This window comes from Chitinimonas lacunae, from assembly GCF_042650885.1.
Taxonomy (GTDB): Bacteria; Pseudomonadota; Gammaproteobacteria; order Burkholderiales; family Chitinimonadaceae; genus Chitinimonas_A; species Chitinimonas_A lacunae.
This window is the reverse complement of the sequence record NZ_JBHSBU010000001.1, coordinates 1,280,618-1,300,626: the sequence shown is the minus strand read 5'-3', so window position 1 is coordinate 1,300,626 and position 20,009 is coordinate 1,280,618. Positions and strand designations below refer to the sequence as shown.

The window sequence follows — 20,009 nt, the reverse complement described above, 5'->3', positions numbered from 1 at the left end:
CAACTTACTTCTTGGCGCCCAGCATGGCATATTTTTGGCGGAACTTCTCGACGCGGCCGGCGGTGTCGACGATCTTTTGCTTGCCGGTGTAGAAGGGGTGGCAAGCGGCGCAAACTTCGATCGAGAGATCCTTGCTCATGGTCGAGCCCGTCTTGAACACGCTGCCGCAGGAGCAGCTGACGGTGATCTCGTTGTACTTCGGATGGATGCCTTCTTTCATGGGATTCCCTTTGGCTAAAGGTGGGCCTGGATTGTGCAGACGCCCGGTCTTACGTTAAAAGCGGAATTATGACCCAAGCGGCGTTTTCGGGCAAGCGAGGCAAACTGGCGGTCTCGATAACACGGCTTGCCCCAATTCATCTGTTTTGCCCCAATAAAAATTTATTTCGATAGCGGTATTTTCAATAAACATTGCACTTGAGTTGAAAGCGTAGTTTTGAATCGCCGAAAAAGAAAAAGCGGGCAAAAGACCCGCTTTTCTTTTTCGATGAAGGCGATCAGCGACGCATCGAATCAAAGAAATCCAGATTGTTCTTGGTGCCCTTGATCTTGTCGAGCAGGAATTCCATTGCCTCCAACTCATCCATCGGATAGAGCAACTTGCGCAAAATCCAGATTCTTTGCAGCTGATCCTGTTGAATCAGCAATTCTTCGCGCCGGGTACCCGAACGATTGACGTTGATCGCCGGATAGGTGCGTTTTTCGGCCATACGGCGATCGAGATGGATCTCCATATTGCCGGTACCCTTGAATTCTTCGTAGATCACATCGTCCATCCGGCTGCCGGTGTCGACCAGTGCGGTGGCGATAATCGTCAGGCTGCCGCCTTCTTCGATATTGCGGGCGGCGCCAAAGAAGCGCTTGGGCTTTTGCAGGGCGTTGGCATCGACACCACCGGTCAGGACTTTGCCTGAGGCCGGCACCACGGTGTTATACGCGCGGGCCAGACGGGTAATCGAATCGAGCAGAATCACCACGTCTTTTTTGTGCTCGACCAGGCGCTTGGCCTTTTCGATCACCATTTCGGCCACTTGGACATGGCGGGCGGCCGGCTCGTCAAAGGTCGAGGCCACCACTTCACCGCGCACGGTGCGGGTCATTTCGGTCACTTCTTCGGGCCGCTCGTCGATCAGCAGCACGATCATCACCACTTCGGGGTGATTGGCCGTAATGGCATGGGCGATATGTTGCAGCATCACCGTCTTGCCCGACTTGGGCGGGGCGACCAGCAGGCCGCGCTGACCCTTGCCTATCGGGGCAACCAAGTCGATGACCCGGCCGGTAATGTTTTCGTCGCTGCGGATATCCCGTTCCAGCCGCAGTCGCTGGGTGGGGAACAGCGGCGTCAGGTTTTCGAACAGAATCTTGTTCTTGGTCGCTTCGGGTGGCTCACCGTTGACCCGGTCCACCTTTACTAGTGCGAAGTAACGCTCACCGTCCTTGGGCGTGCGGATTTCACCCTCGATCGTATCGCCGGTATGCAGATTGAAACGGCGGATCTGCGAAGGGCTGACATAGATATCGTCGGGGCCGGCGAGATAGGAGGTGTCAGGACTGCGCAGAAAGCCGAAGCCGTCGGGCAGTACCTCCAGCGTGCCGTCGCCGTAGATGCTTTCGCCCTTTTTGGCTTGGTTTTTCAGCAGGGCGAAGATCAAGTCCTGCTTGCGCATCCGATTGGCGCCGTCGATTTCGTTGGTGGTAGCCATATCGACGAGTTCGGACACGTGCAGGTGTTTTAAGTCGGACAAATGCATGTGTGCGGTGACTTTCCAGACTGGTGGAAGGAATACCTAGGTAACGGGGGGGATGAAATCGGCTGATTGCCGGAGATTTGCCGGCGAGATAAAAGCCGGCGGGTAGAACTGTTGTGACCGGAGATTAGTGGGTGAAACCCGGACTGTCAATGTGAAAATGCAGACGCCGCGCGGCGAGGGGGAAAATGCCGCGCGGCTGGACGATCAGATATGAGCGTCGATAAAGCTGGCCAATTGCGATTTGGACAGCGCGCCCACCTTGGTGGCGACCACTTCGCCATTCTTGAAGATCATCAGCGTCGGAATGCCACGGATATTGTAGGCAGGCGGGGTCTGTTGATTCTCTTCGATATCGAGCTTGGCGATCTTGAGGCGACCGCTGTATTCGGCGGCAACCTCTTCCAGGATCGGGGCGATCATTTTGCACGGACCGCACCACTCGGCCCAATAGTCGACCAGTACCGGTCCTTCAGCTTGCAGGACTTCCTGCTCGAAATTGGCATCGCTTACGTGGTGGATCAGCTCGCTGCTCATAATGTTCTCCTGTACGGTAGGCCGGCTCATAGGCTCGGCAATGGATGGCGAATGCTAAACCAAAATCTAGTCAACCGAAAAGCCAAGGCTGATTGATTTTCTTAATTGATACCATAGGCCCGCGTCGCCATTCTATCGCCTGACCGGGCCTTTTGCCTTATTGTTCCCGCAAAGCCGAGATCGCGTCGGATAAGCGTTCGACCGCAATGGTCTCGATCCCGGCGATCGGCGACTTGGGCAAATTGGCGCGTGGAATAATGGCGCGGTGAAAGCCTAGCTTCGCCGCTTCTTTAAGTCGTTCCTGGCCGCGTTGCACCGGTCGGACTTCACCCGACAGGCCGACTTCGCCAAATACCACCAGTTTGTCGGGCAGCGGCCGGTTGCGCAGTGAAGAAAAGATCGCCAGCAATACCGCCAGGTCAGCCGCCGGCTCGGCAATCCTGACCCCGCCCACGGCATTGATGAACACATCCTGATCGAAACAGGCCACTCCAGCATGGCGGTGCAGCACAGCCAGCAGCATGGCTAGCCGGTTCTGCTCCAGGCCCACGGTCAGGCGCTTGGGGTTGGGGGCATGGGCCTCGTCGACCAGTGCCTGGATTTCCACCAGCAAAGGCCGCGTGCCCTCCTGCGCCACCAGTACGCAGGAGCCCGGTACCGGTTCGGCGTGCTGCGACAGAAACAGCGCCGAAGGATTGGTGACGCCGCGCAGACCCCGGTCGGTCATGGCGAACACCCCCAGTTCGTTGACGGCGCCGAAACGGTTTTTCTGCGCCCGGATCAGCCGGAAGCTCGAATGGGTATCGCCTTCGAAATACAGCACGGCATCGACGATATGCTCCAGCACCCGCGGCCCGGCCAGGGCGCCTTCCTTGGTGACGTGGCCGACCAGCAGGATGGTGGTGCCGCTTTGCTTGGCATGGCGGGTCAACTGGGCCGCGCATTCGCGTACCTGGGCGACAGAACCGGGGGCCGACTGGAGCTGGTCGGTGTAAAGCGTCTGGATCGAGTCGATCACCACCACTTCAGGCTGCTCGGTGGCAAGCGTGGCCATGATCGATTCGAGATTGATTTCCGCCAGCAGATCGACCGGCTCGGTCTCGATGGCCAGCCGACGGGCCCGCAGCGCGATCTGCTGGGCCGATTCCTCACCCGAGACATAAAGCACCCGCTGGCTCCGCCCCAGATGGGCAATCGCTTGCAGCAGCAGCGTCGACTTGCCGATGCCCGGGTCGCCGCCGATCAGCACCACCGCGCCGCGCACCAGCCCGCCGCCCAGCACGCGGTCAAGCTCTTCGGCCCCGGTCGGGGTGCGTGGCATTTCGACGGTCTGGACTTCGGAGAGCTTCTGAACGCCGCCACCGGCGGCAAGGGACTGGAAGCGGGTATTGACGGCCGGTTTGGCCGGGGCGATCAAGGTTTCGACCAGCGTATTCCAGGCACCGCAGCCCGGACACTGGCCCTGCCATTTGGGACTGGTGGCGCCGCATTCGCTGCAACCGTATTGGGTTTTGACTTTGGCCATTTTCGGTCTCCGTGCTCAGCCAAATGGCCAAGGTTGCTTGCTGCGCGCCACCAGCACGATATAGCCAAGCACCAGCAGGGCCAGGAAGAAGGCTGTGGCGCGGATCGTTCGGGTACGGCCGCGTTTGAGTGCCACGGTGCCCAGGGCGATATAGGCGAGCAATCCGAGCAGCTTGGCCGTCAGCCAGCCGTCGAGAAACGGCGCCTGGCGCAGCATGCTGGCCAGCACGATGGCGCTGCCGAGCAGTACGGTATCGTTGATATGCGGCACGATGCGCACCCAGCGCGCCTGCAACCTCGGGGAATCGGTCAGCATCCAGACACCGCGCAGCACAAACAGCAGGGCGGTGATGCCCACCGTCGTCATATGGATATGTTTGATCAGATAGTAAGACATGGTGCGCTCCCTCCAAGGCGGGCTAGCTTGCCTGCTTGGCGTGCGGTGGTCAATCGTTCTCTGTCGGGTTGAGAAAGGGGGAGGGTTGTGGAAAATTATAGGACAAATGTATGCAAGAACTAGTGCTTTATATCTCCATAAATAAACTATTTATGTTGTGAATCTTGGGGTTTGTCCCGCTCCCCCGCGAGCCGCTATAGTCGCGTCCCATCTTCCTCTTACCGTACAAGGTCTGCCTCATGCCCAGTACCCATCTGGTTCTGATCCGCCATGGCGAAACCGCCTGGAATGTCGACCGACGCTTTCAGGGCCATCTCGATATCGGTCTCAACGACAACGGCCGGCGCCAGGCCGAGTTGCTGGCCTTGCGCCTGGAACGCGAACATGCGCGGCAACCGTTTGCGGCTCTGTATTGCAGTGATTTGAGCCGGGCCCGGGACACGGCAGCGGCGATTGCCGCTCGTACCGGGCTGACGCTCACGATCGATGCCGGTCTGCGTGAGCGGGGACTCGGCGTGCTCGAAGGGCTGACACCCGATCAGATGGCCGTGCAGCAGCCGGAAGTCTACGCGGGCTGGCAGCGGCGCGACCCGGAAGCGGTGGTGCCCGGTGGTGAGCGGCTGGCCGATTTCAGCCAGCGGGTCTTGACGGCATTGCAGCAGGTGGCCGGTCGTCATGATGGTGCGACGGTGCTGGTGGTGGTGCACGGCGGCGTGCTCGACTGCATCTACCGGGCCGCGCAGGGCATCGATCTGATGGCACCGCGTCAGCGGGAAATGCATAACGCTGCCATCAACCGTCTGGTCTATGACGGTACCGTCTGGTCGATAACCGACTGGGGCGATGTCAGCCATCTCGATATGGAAACCCTTGACGAGCTGTAAAGCATTTCCGCCGACAAACTGGCAAGGTGTCCGGTTACAATGCGCCGGACAATTTCCCGTCTCTTATCGGACAGTCGGACACTCGCCATGACACCTCTCTGTATCGATCACCAAGCCGGTCAGCCACTGGTTGACCAGATCGTCGGCCAGATGATTGCCCGGATCGGCGATAAAAGCCTGCGCTCCGGTAGCCGTTTACCGTCGATCCGGGGCTTTGCCGCCGAATACCGGGTATCCAAATTCACCGTGGTCGAAGCCTATGACCGGCTGGTGGCGCTGGGTTATGTGCAGTCGCGCCGTGGTGCCGGCTTCTTTGTGGCGTCACGGGTCGAGCCGTCGGGTCGGGTGGAGCTGCGCGAGCGGCCGCTGCGGCGGGTGGTGGATAGTCTGTGGCTGCTGCGTCAGGATGCCTTCACCGCCGACAACGATATGGTCAAGCCCGGCTGCGGCTGGCTGCCGGCCGACTGGATGCCCGAGGCCGAGCTGGAGAAAGCGCTGCGCGACCTGACCCGGCGTCCCAATGCCCGGCTGACCAGCTATGGCGAACCGTTCGGCTACCGGCCGTTGCGTCAGCAACTATGCATCCGGCTGGCCGAGCTGGAAATCGATACCCAACCCGATCAGATTGTCCTGACCACCGGCGCCATGCAGGCGCTCGACCTGATCGCCCGCTATCTGGTCGATGAGGGCGATACGGTGCTGGTGGATGATCCGGGTTTCTTCAATGTGTTTGCCAACCAGAAACTCAACGGTGCTCGGCTGCTCGGGGTGCCGCGCACCCCGGCCGGGCCTGACTTGCAGGTGCTGGAGCAGCTATTGCAGGAACACAAGCCCAAGCTGTTCATCACCAACAGCGTGCTGCATAACCCGACCGGCACCAGCCTCAATCGCGCCACCGCCTTCCGTATCCTGCAACTGGCCGAAAAATACGATCTGACCATCGTCGAAGACGATATCTACAGCGACTTCCAGGTCGGCCCGGGTGAGCGGCTGGCGGCGCTCGATCAGCTCAACCGGGTGATCTATGTCGGCAGTTTCTCCAAGACGCTGTCTGCCAATCTGCGGGTCGGCTTTATCGCCACCTCCGAGCGTCGTGCGCAGGACCTGTGCGATCTGAAGCTGCTCACAGCGCTGTCGAGTTCGGAGGCGGCCGAGCGGGTGATCCACGCCATGCTGATCGAAGGCGCTTACCGCAAGCATATGGAACGGGTGAAATCCCGGCTGAAGCAGGCGTCCGACCGGGCGCTGCCGCGCTTGGAGTCGCTGGGCTATACCTGCTGGGCCCAGCCCAGCGGCGGCATGTTCGTGTTCGCCCGGTTGCCCTGGATCGAGGACACTGCCCCGCTGGCCCAGCGTGCTGTCCAGAGCGGTGTGATGCTGGCGCCCGGTTCACTGTTCTGCCCGCATGGCGGTGCAACGCCCTGGCTGCGGCTCAATATGGCCCATATGGACGACGAACGGGTCTGGCGCTGTCTCGATCAGCTAGGCCAGGGCGGTTGAACGACGTGCAGACGTGAGCGCCAGCACAGGGCAGTTGGCCGTGCTGGACGCGACAAGCGCCTCTGTCAGCCAGTGTCCGATGTCGCTCCCCGTCGCATTGCCACAGAACTTGGCCAGCGCTGGACACAGCGCGTCAGGCTCAGGCCACGCCAGCAGCATTGCTGGTGACACCGACTGAAACGGAAATGCCCTGGACGTCCGACCAGCTCCCACTGGGTGTGCTGAAGAAGCGTATTGTTCGGCGCGTTCACAATCTGATACCGATCCGCTTTTTCTATGGCGTCCAATTGACCAGGCTCAGCCAGCTGACTCAGCGTCATGGTCGTGGAGGCTGTTTCGAGTTGGGGATGGACAAAAAGAAGCGCTATTCATTTTTCTCTGAATAGCGCTTCTTTTCTTGCACACGTTTTGCGCGAAATTTTCTATTCGCGATGTATCGAGCGTGGTCAGCTCGGTGCGCGCTCGATCCGGCGTGGCAGGGTGAAATAGAAGGTGGCGCCTTGCCCTGGCGCCGCCTTGGCCCAGACGCGGCCGTTATGGCGGTTGATCACGCGCTGGACGATGGCGAGACCCACGCCGTTGCCTTCGAATTCCTGCGAGCTGTGCTGTCGTTGGAAGGCGCCGAACAGCTTGTCGGCGTAGGTCATATCGAAACCAGCGCCGTTGTCGGCGACGAAGAAGGCATTCTGGCCATCGATATGGGTGGCGCCGAAGCGGATTTCGGCCTGCGGCACCTTGGCGGTGAATTTCCAGGCGTTGGACAGCAGGTTCTGCAACACCAGCCGGATCAGCTTGGGATCGGCCTCGGTCACCAGATTGGGCATCACATTGATATGGCACTGCCGCTCGGGTTCCATGCTTTGCAGCTCGTGCACGATATCGTTGGCGATCTCGGACAGATTGACCGGCTGGGTATTGACCTCGCTACGGGTCAGTTTGGAAAGATTGAGCAGATCGTCGATCAGGCTCGACATATTCTGGGTGGCGCGGCGAATCCGTTGCAGGCATTGCTTGCCCGGATCGTCGAGCCGGTCACTGTAGTCTTCCAGCAACACTTGCGAGAAACCGTCCACACTACGCAACGGTGCCCGCAAGTCATGCGACACCGAATAGGAGAAGGCTTCGAGTTCCTTATTGGCCGCAGCGAGCGCCTTGGTACGTTGCTCGACCAGTTCCTCGAGGTGGTTGCGGTAGTGGTTGAGTTCGATCTCGGTGGCCTTGCGGGCCGAGATATCGATCAGATAGCCCTGTAGATGGCGCTCGCCCGCCACATCGGGAATGGCGGTGGCGACCAGCATGACCCACACCACTTTGCCGTTGGCGCCCAGCATGCGGCATTCGAACTCGATGGTGCTGTCCTTTTCCTGGGTTTCGGTGAATAGCTTATAGGCCAGGTGGCGGTCGTCCTGGTGCAGGTAGCTGGTCAGGAAACCTTCGCTGTACCAGATATGCAGCGGATAGCCGAGCAGGGTCTCGGCCTGCGGCCCGACATAGGTGAAGCGCCACTCGGCCGGATTGGCTTCCCAGGGCACCACATTGGTCGATTCGACCAGCCGGCGGTAGCGGTCCTCGCTGGCGCGCAATGCCTGCTCGATCTGTTTGCGTTGCTGGATATCGGCCTCCAGCTCGTGGTTTTTGGCCTCCAGCTCGGCAAACAGGCTATGCAGCGACTGCCGGGTGATTTCGAGGCTCTGGCCGAGGCGGCCGATCTCGTCTTCGCGCTTCCATTCGAACGGGGTGGACAGATCGCGCTGCGCCAGTCGTATCGACTCGGTCATCAGCCGTTTGAGCGGGGTCAGCACGCGGTTGTGCATCAGGGCCAGGATCAGCGCGAGGCTTACGGTGAACTGGATGGCCACGCTGATCAGGTAGTACTGCGAATACTGGTGGACCGAGGCCAGGAACAGGCCGTCGTCCATTTCCACCGTCACCTTGCCGATCACATTGCCCTGCTTGGTGACGTTTTGCGAGATGGTTTTGAGCTTGCCCAGCCGGCGCTCGGGCTTATTGGCTTCGAGAAAGGTGCCGAGCGTGGCGTCTTGAATGATGACCCGCACGATGCGTTCATCGCTCATGACCGAATCGAGCAGCGGCTTGCCGGTGTCAGGCGACAGATTCCACAACGGCTCCTGCATGCCCAGCACCAGGATTTCGGTGATGCGCTGATGGTCTTCGTTGAGGCGTTTTAACAGGGAATCTTGCTGCCGGCTGAGCGTGATAAAGCTACTGATAAAGCCGGGGATCAGAAGGCCGAACAGAATGGCAACAACGACCGCGCGGCGCAGCGTGAAGGTCATGGATCAAGGCTTCCTTGTCGTCTTCGATTTATCGCGGCATCGCGCCGATGTCCGTTCCTGATCGATTTCTCCTATTATTAGGCTCCGTGCCGCAACTCCGCAAACTGCATTCCAAGGAGAAGTATGAAGGTGGTCGTTTTGGGCGCCGGGATTACCGGCGTCGCTTCGGCATGGTTTCTTCGTCAAGAAGGATTTGAGGTGGTCGTGCTCGACCGTCAGCCCGATGCGGCACTGGAGACCAGTTTCGCCAATGGCGGTCAGGTATCGGTGTCGCAGTCCGAGCCGTGGGCAGACCCGGGCGCGCCGTGGAAAGTGCTGAAATGGTTGTGGCGGGACGATTCGCCACTGTTGTTCCGCCCCAAGCTCGACCTGCGGCAATGGCTCTGGGGCGCAGGTTTTCTGCGCGAATGCCTGCCCGGGCGCTTTGAGCGCAATCTGGTGCAGATGGTCAATCTGGGCCTGTACAGCCGCCAGACGCTGCATGCCCTGCGGGCCGAGACCGGTCTTTCCTACGAGCAGCAGACCCGCGGCATCCTGCAAATCTATTTTGAACAGCAAGCCTATGACTCGGCCTGTCGTGCTGCCGAGCTGATGCGCCGTTATGGCTGCGTGCGCGAGCCGATCAGCCGCGAACGGGCCATCGATATCGAGCCGGCGCTGACCCGGCTCGGCGCCCGTCTGGTCGGCGCGACCTATGCCGCCGACGACGAATCGGGCGATGCGCATCTGTTTACCCAGCATCTGGGCCGTCTGGCGGCCGAACGTGGGGTGCAGTTTCGTTACAACACCTGTATCGCCGGCCTCGATCACGCCGGTCAGCGCATCACCGGAGTGCGCCTGTGCGAATCCGACGGCCATCATGGGGTCGAGCGCGGCGATGTCTATCTGGTGTGTCTGGGCAGCTACAGCCCCTTGCTGCTGGCGCCGCTGGGCATCCGGCTGCCGATCTATCCGGCCAAGGGCTACTCGGCCACGCTGGCGATCGAAGACCATGAAGGCGCGCCCACGGTCAGCATCACCGATGAGGCGGTCAAGATGGTGTACAGCCGGCTGGGCGACCGGATCCGGATCGCCGGCACTGCCGAACTCAACGGCTATAGCACCGAACTCAATATGGTGCGCTGCGAGGCCTTGACCCGGCGCTATTTCGAGCTGTTTCCCAATTCGGCCGACCCCAATTCGGTCCAGTTCTGGACCGGCCTGCGTCCCTCGACGCCCTCGAATGTGCCGCTGATCGGCCGGCGCCGCTTCGATAATCTCTATCTCAATACTGGCCACGGCACCTTGGGTTGGACCGAAGGTCCGGGTTCGGGCCGGGCGGTGGCCGAGCTGATCGCCGGCCGGCGTCCGCCCTTGCAGTTCGATTTTCTCGATGGCTGAGTCAGTCGGCCGTCCGCTTGGGCGGGCGGCCGACTGGTAAATGACGTTCTGGCTCAATTTTATTGTTTCTATTTTTATTCGGCCTGGGGTCTTGCAAGATCTTGGCTGATAAATTTCATTTCGGCGCTGTTCGGTCGTCTTCCCAGAATTTTCATCTGCTCCAGCCGTTCGCCGATCCGTTCGCCGATGAAGATCTGCGGATTGGACGGCGGATAGTTCTCCGCACTCTCCCATTGCCGAACCTGCTCGCGGGCCTGATAGAAGGCCGCCTCCAGCGTGGTCTGGCGCTCCAGCGCATTCTTGAGCAGTGCCTGGCCAAACCAGGTCAGCTCGGCATCGTCGGCGCAGCCAAACGAGTTGTGGCTGGCGTCGGCGGCGGTGATCAGCAAAGTGTCGGTCGTGGCCAGCGGCGGAATATAGCCGCCTGCATAACAGGCCGACACGATCACCATGCGCTGCCGGATACCGGCGCGGTTGAGGCTGTCGGCCAGCCAGGCCGGGGTGATCGGCGCCAGTTCGAGCGGCGGCTGTTGCAGCAGAAATTCAAAGCTGTCCGAGCCGTGCGACGTCAGGAAGACCAGTACCACATCCTCGTCAGGGTCGATCAGCCGTCCGAGCCGCTGCAAGGTGGCATCGAGACTGCTGCGGGTAGCAAGCGGCGCGGCCAGCGGCTGATCGGGCCGGTTCTGCAACAGCACGGCATGGCGTGCCCCGAGCCGCTCGCGAAAGCGCTGTGCCGCCAGCTCGCTTTCGCGCCAGAACACCCCCTGGCTGCCGTCACCGGCGACGGCGACCACATACAGGTCAGCCGTGCCGGGCCGCTGGGCAGGCAGCGCGGCCAGCGCGTCGCGCAGCAGTTGCGGCTGGCGATACAACAATTCCTCGGGAAACGGCGGCGGCGCCGCAGTGGTGGGAATCGGCTGGCTGGCGTAGCTGTCGTTCCAGGTCCAGTAGAGCAGGGTGCGCGAATCGACTGCCCACCAGCACGAGATGGTGCCGATCAGGGCCAGCAGCAGCAGGCTGCGCAGGTCACTCAGATGAAACTGGCTGCGCGCCTGCCGCACCAGGGCCAGGGTGAGCCAGAGACCGGGAATAAACAGCAGGACCAACTGAAGCCAGGTCTGCTCGGGCAGAAACGATTCAATGGCACTTTCCAGTCGCATCAACACGGGCCTGGCAAATTGCCACCATAGCGCCATGGCGGCGAGCAGGGTCCACAGATGCCAGACGATGCGGCTGCGTCTGACTGTCAGCCAGATGGCCAGCCCGTAGGCCATCCACAGGCCAAGTCCGGTCAGTAGACCCACCCGCAGCAGGACCGGGTCCATGCCGGCCGGTCGGTAGAAATCCTCCCAGCCCATATCGAAGCCTACCCAGACCGCCAACAGCCAGGGCAGGGCACTGGGGGAGAAATGGCGCGGTGATTGCGGCAGCAGGCAAAGCGCCAGCAGGCCACGTACCAGCGTGGCCGAGCCGAACGGAGACTTGTCGTGCGGGCGCGATCGATTCATGCAGTGAAACAGTGATAAAGCAGTTGATTGGGAAACGGTCCGGGCAGGTCCAGCCAATTGGGCGTCAGCGTGTCCGGACCTCAAAGCCCGAGCCATGACACTCAAGCAGGTGTGGTGGCGGCGCCGCTTCAAACGGAAATGCGCCAAGCAGCGTCCAGGCCCGGCGGTGGACCTGGCTCATACCGATGCCGCTACAAAATGGCGTCCAGCCGCGCTTGCCCGGACTGTCCACTGCGAATCGCCGTGCAGTCGGAGGCAGACGGTGCGCTCGGCCATTTGGCGGTTGGCGCACTCGGGGTTTGCGGGCCTGGACGCCGTTTTGCCGGGAATCGGAATCAGGCGCCGAGCCAGGCGCGGCGCGCTTCGACCAGCTTGGGGTCGTCGTCGCTGCGCTTGAGGCCCACGGTCTGGACCGGCATTGCTTCGAGCACCAGCTTGGTCTTGAACAGCTCGTCGCGGCGGAAGGCGTGGATATCGACCTTGTCGCCGGCGCGGCACTGGTTGAGCAGGGTGTCGAGATTGCCGCCGGCGCGCAGGCCGTCGAATGCGACGATCAGATCGCCGGCCGACAGACCGGCCTTCTGGGCCGGACCATCGGTAAACACATGGGTCAGCTTGACCAGGCCCTGTTCGACCGTGGTCCGGGCGCCGAGCCAAGGCGTGCCTTCCTTGCTCTTGTCGAGCCAGCCGCCCTTGTCGGCATTGCCGACCTGCGAGCGCTGCTGCCACTCGATGCCGACCGTGGCCAGCATTTCCTGGAGCGGCAGTTCCTCGGTCGAGCGCAGCAGCCGGTCGAATAGCGGCTTGAGCTTGAGGCCGGTGACTTCCAGCGCCATCTTTTCCCAGCCGTCTTCGGGCACGCCCTCGGGGCGGCCTTCGTAGAACTCGCGGCCGTAGCGCTGCCACAGCGCCACCATCACATCGTCAAGCGACTTGCGGCCGGCCGTTTCGCGCCGGATATGCAGATCGAGCACCAGCCCCGCCAGTGCGCCCTTGGTGTAATAGCTGATGCCGCTGTTGAGCGAGTTCTCGTCGGGGCGGTAGTACTTGATCCAGGTATCGAAGCTCGATTCTTCGAGCGTCTGCACCGCCCGGCCTGGGGTGCGCAGCACGCCCGTGATGGTATGTGACAGCAGTTCGAGATAGCTCTCGACATCGATCACCCCGCTGCGGACCAGGGTCAGATCGTCATAGTAGGAAGTCAGCCCCTCGAAGGCCCACAGCAGACGGGTATAGTTTTCCTGATCGGTGCGGTAGGGGGCGTAGGCTTGCGGCTTGATCCGCTTGACGTTCCAGCTATGGAAGTATTCATGCGAAATCAGCCCGAGATACTGGCGATAGCCGCTTTTCATCACGGTTTCGCCATCGCGCGGCAGATCGTCGCGGCTGGCCATCAGGGCGGTCGAGGCACGGTGTTCGAGGCCGCCGTAGCCGTCGCCCGTCACCATGGTCATGAATACATAACGCGAGAACGGCGCCGGCTGGCCGAACAGGTCGATCTGGTATTCGCAGATCTTTTTCACATCGCGCGCCAGCCGCTTGCTGTCGAGCCGCTTGAAGCGACCGGACAGCACAAAGTCGTGCGGCACGCCATGGGCTTTGAATTGGATCAGGGTGAAGTCGCCCAGCTCGACCGGGTGGTCGATCAGCTCGTCATAGTCGCCGGCGCGATAGGTGCCGAAACCGTAGGGCTTGGCACCGGCGGCAGGCAGGCTGGTGGCGACGCGCCAGTCACGGTATTCCTTGCCGGCCGGGGCTTCGATCTCGACTTCGCACGGCAGGCTGGTCTGGCCTTCGACTGCCAGGAACACGCTGGTGCCATTGAAAAAGCCGCGCTGGGTATCGAGGTAGGCGTGGCGTACCGACAGATCGTAGGCATAGACGGTATAGCGCAGCGTCAATTCGCCCTTGACCGGGGCCGCGCGCCAGGTGTGCTTGTCGAGCTTCTCCAGTGCCACCGGCTTGCCTTTGTTTTCGGCGGTGATGGCGACGATGTGCTTGGCAAATTCCCGAATCATGTAAGAGCCCGGAATCCAGACCGGCAAGGAGAACTGCTGGCCGGTGGCAGCGGGCTGGGCCACGCTCAGGGTGACCTCGAACAGATGGGCGGCAGGATTGACAGCGGCGATACGGTAGCGGATCGGGGCGGCTTTCATGGCGTCGGCGGCAGAGGGACGGAAAGCCGGGGATTCTAGCATGGGCATGGCGTCATACCGTCGCGATTGCTGAGAGGATAAGGAAGAAATTTTAATATCGTATTTGGTATGGCTATTTACTTGGCACTGGTTTGGCGTAATAAATTTATATTGGCATCTGGCGTTTACCGTGGCGGCGGCGGGCTGGTCCGCGGACGTGTCAGCCCGGTTCCGGCGCGTCCTGCTTCCTCTGTCTTATTCCTTGCGGGCGTTGACCTCTGTGGGCGGCTGCGGACGTGGAATCGCCTTTTCCTGCGCATTGGGCAGACGGCTAAGCCGCCCCATCCCGAACAATCTCGCGCCGATGCGCTCGCTGATCAAGGTCGGCCGATTGGACGGTTGGTGGTGTCGGCTTGCTTCCCACTTCTCGATTTTCTGCCAGGCGACTCTCCTGTCTCACACAACAAAACACCGCGCCTGGGCGCGGTGTTTGTCTTGGAGCGGATCACTCGGCTTTAGACGAGCGTTCTGGGCTCACCCACCGTCACCGAAGCGCTGTCGCGCGGCACGGTGGCGAACAGGGTTCGGGCGATGATATTGCTCGGTGCGCTATTGCCGACCAGCTTGTTGACCTGACGGAATTCGCAAGTCAGCTGGGTCTGGGTCAGATTGACCACCGCATAGCCCTGGGCATCGGTCAGCGTCAGCTTGAGCCACGGATTGCTGTTCATGCCGGCCAGCGCACGGGCGAGACCCAGCAGCGTGGTATTGAAGGCCGGTTCGGCCTTCAGTCCTTCGAGCACGGCGCGGGTGGTGGCATCGAGCTGCGACTCGGGCAGACCCTTGGTGGCGAGCGCGCCACGGACCTGAACCCGGGCCTGATCGGCCAGCTCGTCGAGTGATGGCGGCAGCCGGCTCATCGAGAAATCGAGCAGGTTGAAGGTGATCTGGATGCTGCCCAGGCCCGGCACCGGGATGGTCAGCGGATAGAACACCAAGGGCGCCAGATCGCTCGACAGCGTGCCCACGGCATCGCGCAGATAGGAGAAGAACGAATCGGAGCTGATGCCGGCCGTCACCAGATCGACCATCACCGGCGTGCCGTTGCCGGCGGCGCGGTAGTTGTCGTGCACGGTGCCGGTGAAGAAGGCGTGGATATCGCCGGTGAGCGCCACCACGTTCTTGATATTGTTGCCCTTCAGATGCTGCATCAGGTCGCGCCGCTCGGCATCGTAGCCGTCCCACTGGTCGGCGTTGAGCAGGAACTTGGTGAAGAAGGCCGACAGCAGCGCGCGCTTGTCGGTCGGGATATAGCTCGATTCGGCACCACGGGCCTGGATATCGGCCTTGACCGCACCGAATGCCACCACTTGGGCGCCCGCCGCGGCCTGGGCGCTGCTGCCGCCGATGGCGGCCGCCTGGGCGGCATCGAAGGCGGCAGCGGCGACGCCGGCCTGGCTGGCATTGAGGCCGGCGGCCATGGCGACCGACACCTTGTTGGCGCCACTTGCCGCAGCTTCGGCAATCGAGCGGGCGGCCAGCGCAGCCGTGTCTTGCGAGGCCCCGGCGGTGACGGCACCGACCAGGGCCGAGGCGACGGCGATATTGCCGCTGGTCTGGGACGCGGCGTTGGCGATCTGGGTCGCCAGCGTCGGCACCGAGGACAGGGCGATCAGGGTGGCGATGGCCGTGGTGCCGTCTACCCCCATCCGCAGCAGCGACACTTCGTTGCCCCACAGCTTCCAGGTGGCGTTGGACGAGGCCATCACATTCTTCCACCAGTCGCGCTGCGGCTTGCCCAGCATGGCCACGAAGGCCAGCGGGTCGGGCGAGCCGAGCTGGGTGGCGGCGGCCATCTTCTGGGCTTCGGCGCCGTACAGGATATTCTCGGGCACCATATAGCGGCTGCCGATCGAACCGAGCGGCTGGCCGGTCAGCGGATTGGGCGCGGCTTCCGGCACCATATGGTCGGCCCGGTAGAGCCGCTGGTCGGTCATCACCAGATGGGCCAGCCGGCCGAAACGCAGCTCGCGGTAGATCTGGATATTTTCATAGCCGGGCGTGGCCGAGGCGTAGCTCACATCGGCCGGCATGAATTCGAACCAGGCCTGGTTGGCGCTGCGGCGCCGGCTCAACTGGTGGTTGTTGTCGCCGCCGGTGCTGGTGTTGTAGCTGCCGTGGCTGTAGGTTTCGGCGTCGCGCCAGGCGTCGTCGCTGAATTCATGGTCATCCCACACCGCGATCAGCGGATAGCGTTCATGGAGCGCCTGCAGGCGGCTGTCGGTGCGGTAGCGCTTGTACAGATAGCGGTAGTCGGCCAGCGACACGGCATAGCGGGCGCCCGAGACGCCATTCTTGAAGGCGCCATTGGGCAGTTGCAGCAGCGGATGACGGCTTTCCACCGCACCGGTCTGGAAGGCTTCGCCCACGGTTTCGTAGATGTAGTCGCCCAGGTGGACGATAAAGTCGAGGTTCTCGTTGCTGGCAACGATATGCTCGAAAGCGCCCCAGTGGTTGATGCTCCAGTCCTGGCACGACATGAAGGCAAAGCGCAGCTGCGCCAGATCGGCATCGACGGCCGGCGCGGTCTTGAAGCGGCCGACGCGCGAACGGACGTCGCCGGCGATGAATTGGTAGTAATAGGTGCGGCCTGGAGCCAGGCCGATGATCTTGTGCCGCACGGTGTGGTCGAAGGTGGCGTAGACCGGGAGTCCGGTATCGACCACCGCCGTGCCGGTGAGGGCGGTGTTGCTGCCAAGGGCAGCCGCATTGTCGGCGTCGGTGACCAGCAGGCGGATGGTGAAGTTGCCGTCGGCGACACTGGTGACATCGTCGGCGCCGGCCGGGACCACCCGGGTCCACAGCAGGATGCCATCGGGACGCGGATCACCCGAGGCGACACTCTGGGGGAATTTCCAACCGGGGCCCGTCGCCGGCGGCGTGCTCGGCAGACTGGGATCAGGCGTGTAATCGGTGCTGTCACCATCGCCGCCGCCACAGCCGGCCAAACCAGTGGTTGCCACCGATACGGTCAGAAAGCCGCCCAGCTTCAAAAACTGTCGCCTATCCATGCGAGATCTCCTGTTTCATTGTTACGACGCGACGGCTGCGCGCGAGGATTATTCAGACCGGTCGCAGTCCGGCCAGCAAGCGCTCGATAGTACCAGCAAGCGGCTTATTTTTTGTGAATCGATGTACAAGGTACGGCGATGAACCCCAGCACTGTGGGCATTTCACCCACCTGGGCAGCTTGCAGCGCCAGACCGCAGAACCGGGGCGCCGCCTCGGACTGATCGAGCCACTCGTCCAGTGCCGGGCCTTCTAGCTGTTCGATCCAGGCCGCCAGCTCACGATCGTCAAGACTGGCCGGGCCGGCGGCACTGGCAAACCAGACGTCGCCCGTCTGATCGACATAGACCGCCTCAAGCGGACCCAGCGGACGGCCGAACTGGTCGCACAGGCCGTCGGCGCCGAGCCGCGCCACCAGGGGCGCTCGCTCGCACTCGACATAGACCCGCTGCGGGCCGTTCTGGAAATGCCAGGCACCGTCGGCGTCGGCCTGGTAATTGCGACCGATGAAATCGAGCAGGCCCGGGTGGCTGAGCCGCTGGCCCTGCAAGTGCCAGTCGCCCCGGGCGTCGAGCGACAGCCAGCCGTAGACGGCTGGCACCGTCGGCCATTTGGCCATGGCGGCGCGAACAATATCATCCATGGGAGTTTGCCTCGCCGGCCCGCGCTCCGTGACGCATGCAAGGTTTATAGCGCATGGCCGAACGGGGTGCGAGCCGGTATAAGGGGCTGGAAGTGGCTTCAGTCCTGATTGCTGCGTTCGAAACGGTGCAACTGGCGGCGCCATTTCTTGGTCGGGCGACCGCGTGCAGCCGGGTGGTCGAACTGCGGTGCCAAGGCTTCTTCCTCGCGGCGGCGTTCGCGGGCCTGCAAGCTCTCGTCGGTTTCGCGATACAGCGTCTGGGCGACGCTGGCGGGGCCGCGGCGGTCGGACAGGGCTTCCACCACCACCTCGAACTCATCGCCGAGGGTGCGGATACGCAAGCGGTCGCCCACCTTGAGCGCCCGCGCCGGTTTGACTCGGTCGCCATTGAGGTGGACGTGGCCGCCGTCGATGGCGTCGGTGGCAATCGAGCGGGTCTTGAAGAAGCGGGCGGCCCACAGCCATTTATCGATGCGGACCGGCTGTTCGTCTTTATCCTTGTGCATGGGCTGTCTCCTGATCGCCCCAGAACCAGGTTTCGCCGTTATGGCCACGGCTGGCCGGGCCGATGGCCCACAACAGGGCCGGTTCAAAGGCCTGCAACGGCGGCAGCGATTCGAGGTCTTCGGCGGGATGGGTCTTGAGTCGGAACGGGCCGCGCATCGGCCCGGGAACCAGCAGATTGACCCGCAACTCGCGTTCCCATTCGTCGGCGGCGATCCGCGCCAGCGCCGCCTGACCGGCCCGGCTGACCGCGTAGCCGCCCCAGAACGCCTTGGGTTGGAGGCCGTGGCTTTCGCCCACGAATACCACCGAGCTGTCGCCGGCGCGCTTGAGCATCGGCAGCAGGGCACGGGTCAGGGCAAAAGGCGCCGCCACATTGGCGCGGAACATCTCGACCCATTCTTCGAGCTTCTGATTGATCAGGGGAGAGAGGAAGGTAAAGCCGTTGGCGCAATGGAAGATTGCGTCGAGCCGGTCGAATTCCTTCCAGATCAGATTGGCCAGATTGACGCAATCCTGGTCGGTCATGGCGGCCAGATCGACTGGGATGGCCGCCGGCTGCGGGCCACCCGCCGCCTCGATGGCGTCGTAGACGCGGGCCAGCTTTTTCTCGTTGCGGCCCAGCAGGATCACGGTGGCGCCATGGCGGGCAAAAGCCAGCGCGGCCGTCTCGCCTAGCCCTTGACCTGCGCCGGTGACCAGGATCACACGATCCTTGAGATAATCGGGCGATGCGTTGAAAGACTCCCAGGGCTGCATAAGCGTTTCCGGTGCGGTTCGACTAAACGGGGAAGTCTACCATGGGCGCCTGCCGCCGGGCTGAACGGCAGCCCCGCTGCGGCCCCGACTGAAAAGGAGATGGAGATGGCAAAAGTAGTCAAAAGCGACGCCGAGTGGCAAGCCCAGCTCGATGAGCAACAGTTTCGCGTGACCCGCCTGGCCCATACCGAGCGACCCTTTAGCGGGGTCTATTGGGATACCCGCACCCCGGGCCTGTATCGCTGCATCTGCTGCAATGCCCCACTGTTCGAGTCCGACACCAAGTTCGATGCCGGCTGCGGCTGGCCTTCCTTCTTCCGTGCCGTGCCCGGTGCCGTGGCCGAACGGGTCGATCGCAGCCACGGTATGGTGCGGACCGAGATTCTGTGCGAAGCCTGCGATGCCCATCTGGGCCATGTGTTCGAGGATGGTCCGGCGCCGACCGGTCTGCGCTACTGCGTCAACTCGGCCTCGCTGAGGCTGGAGCCGAAAAAGTCCGAGTAGGATTTTTTCTTTTATGAAAACAAGGACCACTCGTCTTGTGACGAATGGTCCTTGTTTTTTACTTTTGTGTCCGGACGCAGAGATCGGACTGCGGCCCGACCCGGTCCGTATACGACCGCCGCTTATTCCTGCCGACCGGCCAGTTGGACGGCCCAGACCTGGCTCGGGCTGGTGCTGCCTTCGGGCTGGACGAAGATCCAGTAGCCGTCGCCGGCCAGCTTGGCATGGCCGCTGCAGGCCTGGCACACCACCACGCCGTCGCGGCGCACGGTCCAGCTGCCGGCACTACCGATAAAGTCGTGGTAGTTGCGGGCGCGGGTCTCGTGTGATTCGAAGCTGTACTTGCGGAAGTCCTTCATCACCACATCGATCTTGGGCATCGGAATGGGCTTGTTCGGCGACAGGCGCAGTGCCACCCGATACAGGTCGTACAGTGCCGAGACATCGTCCCCGACCTGCGGCAGGCTTTGCGCCAGCTCGGTCGACAGGCCCAGTTCCGGGTCTAGCACCATCGTTTGTTGAGCCTGGGCGCCGACGGCGCTCAGGGCAAGCAAGGCAGAAATACAGATGCTCAGGGTTTTTGGCTTTGTTTTCATCGCGGTATTCCAAGGTGA

General features: G+C 62.2%; 17 protein-coding genes. 4 read left to right on the top strand and 13 right to left on the bottom strand.

From position 1 onward, the window contains the following. Nucleotides 1–4: 4 nt before the first annotated feature. The 5 genes from rpmE to ACFOW7_RS05565 all read right to left on the bottom strand — a co-directional run bounded on the left by rpmE (nt 5) and on the right by ACFOW7_RS05565 (nt 4,209). Entirely contained in the window at nt 5–220 is a 216-nt protein-coding gene (gene rpmE / locus ACFOW7_RS05585) for a 50S ribosomal protein L31 (RefSeq protein ID WP_378161930.1), read from the bottom strand. 277 nt (nt 221–497) lie between these two features. Then, nucleotides 498–1,754, bottom strand: coding sequence for a transcription termination factor Rho (gene rho / locus ACFOW7_RS05580; RefSeq protein ID WP_378161928.1), 1,257 nt, complete (start codon nt 1,752–1,754; stop codon nt 498–500). A 204-nt stretch (nt 1,755–1,958) separates the two neighbouring features. Continuing rightward, nucleotides 1,959–2,288: a thioredoxin TrxA gene (gene trxA, locus ACFOW7_RS05575; protein ID WP_378161926.1), complete on the bottom strand. Its 330-nt coding sequence runs from the start codon at nt 2,286–2,288 to the stop codon at nt 1,959–1,961. Nucleotides 2,289–2,445: 157 nt separating this feature from the next. Continuing rightward, the gene (gene radA / locus ACFOW7_RS05570; RefSeq protein WP_378161924.1) at nt 2,446–3,813 is read right to left on the bottom strand and encodes a DNA repair protein RadA; all 1,368 of its coding nucleotides are present in this window, start codon (nt 3,811–3,813) and stop codon (nt 2,446–2,448) included. 15 nt (nt 3,814–3,828) lie between these two features. Continuing rightward, nucleotides 3,829–4,209, bottom strand: coding sequence for a SirB2 family protein (locus ACFOW7_RS05565; protein ID WP_378161922.1), 381 nt, complete (start codon nt 4,207–4,209; stop codon nt 3,829–3,831). A 239-nt stretch (nt 4,210–4,448) separates the two neighbouring features. Here ACFOW7_RS05565 and ACFOW7_RS05560 point away from each other — a divergent pair, with 239 nt between their 5' ends. Both ACFOW7_RS05560 and ACFOW7_RS05555 read left to right on the top strand, forming a co-directional pair. Continuing rightward, complete coding sequence (locus ACFOW7_RS05560; protein ID WP_378161920.1) at nt 4,449–5,093, top strand: histidine phosphatase family protein; 645 nt, start codon at nt 4,449–4,451, stop codon at nt 5,091–5,093. A gap of 87 nt (nt 5,094–5,180) precedes the next feature. Next, on the top strand, nt 5,181–6,593 hold the full coding sequence (locus ACFOW7_RS05555; protein WP_378161918.1) for an aminotransferase-like domain-containing protein: 1,413 nt from the start codon (nt 5,181–5,183) through the stop codon (nt 6,591–6,593). A gap of 446 nt (nt 6,594–7,039) precedes the next feature. Here the strand turns inward: ACFOW7_RS05555 and ACFOW7_RS05550 are convergent, their stop codons facing one another. Continuing rightward, nucleotides 7,040–8,890 carry an ATP-binding protein gene (locus ACFOW7_RS05550; protein ID WP_378161917.1) on the bottom strand — a complete coding sequence of 617 codons (1,851 nt, stop codon included), beginning with the start codon at nt 8,888–8,890 and terminating at the stop codon, nt 7,040–7,042. Nucleotides 8,891–9,013: 123 nt separating this feature from the next. Here ACFOW7_RS05550 and ACFOW7_RS05545 point away from each other — a divergent pair, with 123 nt between their 5' ends. Continuing rightward, nucleotides 9,014–10,270 (top strand): D-amino acid dehydrogenase, encoded by a 1,257-nt coding sequence (locus ACFOW7_RS05545; protein ID WP_378161916.1) that lies wholly within the window; start codon nt 9,014–9,016, stop codon nt 10,268–10,270. Between the two features lie 74 nt (nt 10,271–10,344). Here ACFOW7_RS05545 and ACFOW7_RS05540 read toward each other — a convergent pair whose 3' ends face one another. From ACFOW7_RS05540 to ACFOW7_RS05515, 6 genes are all read right to left on the bottom strand, one after another. After that, complete coding sequence (locus tag ACFOW7_RS05540) at nt 10,345–11,781, bottom strand: C13 family peptidase (protein ID WP_378161915.1); 1,437 nt, start codon at nt 11,779–11,781, stop codon at nt 10,345–10,347. Between the two features lie 335 nt (nt 11,782–12,116). Then, nucleotides 12,117–13,985 carry a M61 family metallopeptidase gene (locus ACFOW7_RS05535; protein WP_378161913.1) on the bottom strand — a complete coding sequence of 623 codons (1,869 nt, stop codon included), beginning with the start codon at nt 13,983–13,985 and terminating at the stop codon, nt 12,117–12,119. Between the two features lie 446 nt (nt 13,986–14,431). Further along, entirely contained in the window at nt 14,432–16,987 is a 2,556-nt protein-coding gene (locus ACFOW7_RS05530) for an alkaline phosphatase D family protein (RefSeq protein ID WP_378161911.1), read from the bottom strand. 104 nt (nt 16,988–17,091) lie between these two features. Beyond that, nucleotides 17,092–17,628: a DUF2946 family protein gene (locus tag ACFOW7_RS05525; RefSeq protein ID WP_378161909.1), complete on the bottom strand. Its 537-nt coding sequence runs from the start codon at nt 17,626–17,628 to the stop codon at nt 17,092–17,094. 98 nt (nt 17,629–17,726) lie between these two features. After that, nucleotides 17,727–18,134 (bottom strand): RNA-binding S4 domain-containing protein, encoded by a 408-nt coding sequence (locus ACFOW7_RS05520; protein ID WP_378161907.1) that lies wholly within the window; start codon nt 18,132–18,134, stop codon nt 17,727–17,729. Beyond that, complete coding sequence (locus tag ACFOW7_RS05515) at nt 18,121–18,891, bottom strand: SDR family NAD(P)-dependent oxidoreductase (RefSeq protein ID WP_378161905.1); 771 nt, start codon at nt 18,889–18,891, stop codon at nt 18,121–18,123. Before ACFOW7_RS05515 ends, ACFOW7_RS05520 begins: the two co-directional genes overlap by 14 nt. Nucleotides 18,892–18,996: 105 nt before the next feature. On the opposite strand from ACFOW7_RS05515, the gene msrB reads away from it, so the two are divergent. Next, on the top strand, nt 18,997–19,395 hold the full coding sequence (msrB, locus tag ACFOW7_RS05510) for a peptide-methionine (R)-S-oxide reductase MsrB (protein ID WP_378161902.1): 399 nt from the start codon (nt 18,997–18,999) through the stop codon (nt 19,393–19,395). A gap of 122 nt (nt 19,396–19,517) precedes the next feature. Here the strand turns inward: msrB and ACFOW7_RS05505 are convergent, their stop codons facing one another. Next, nucleotides 19,518–19,991, bottom strand: coding sequence for a hypothetical protein (locus ACFOW7_RS05505; protein ID WP_378161901.1), 474 nt, complete (start codon nt 19,989–19,991; stop codon nt 19,518–19,520). Nucleotides 19,992–20,009: the final 18 nt, after the last annotated feature.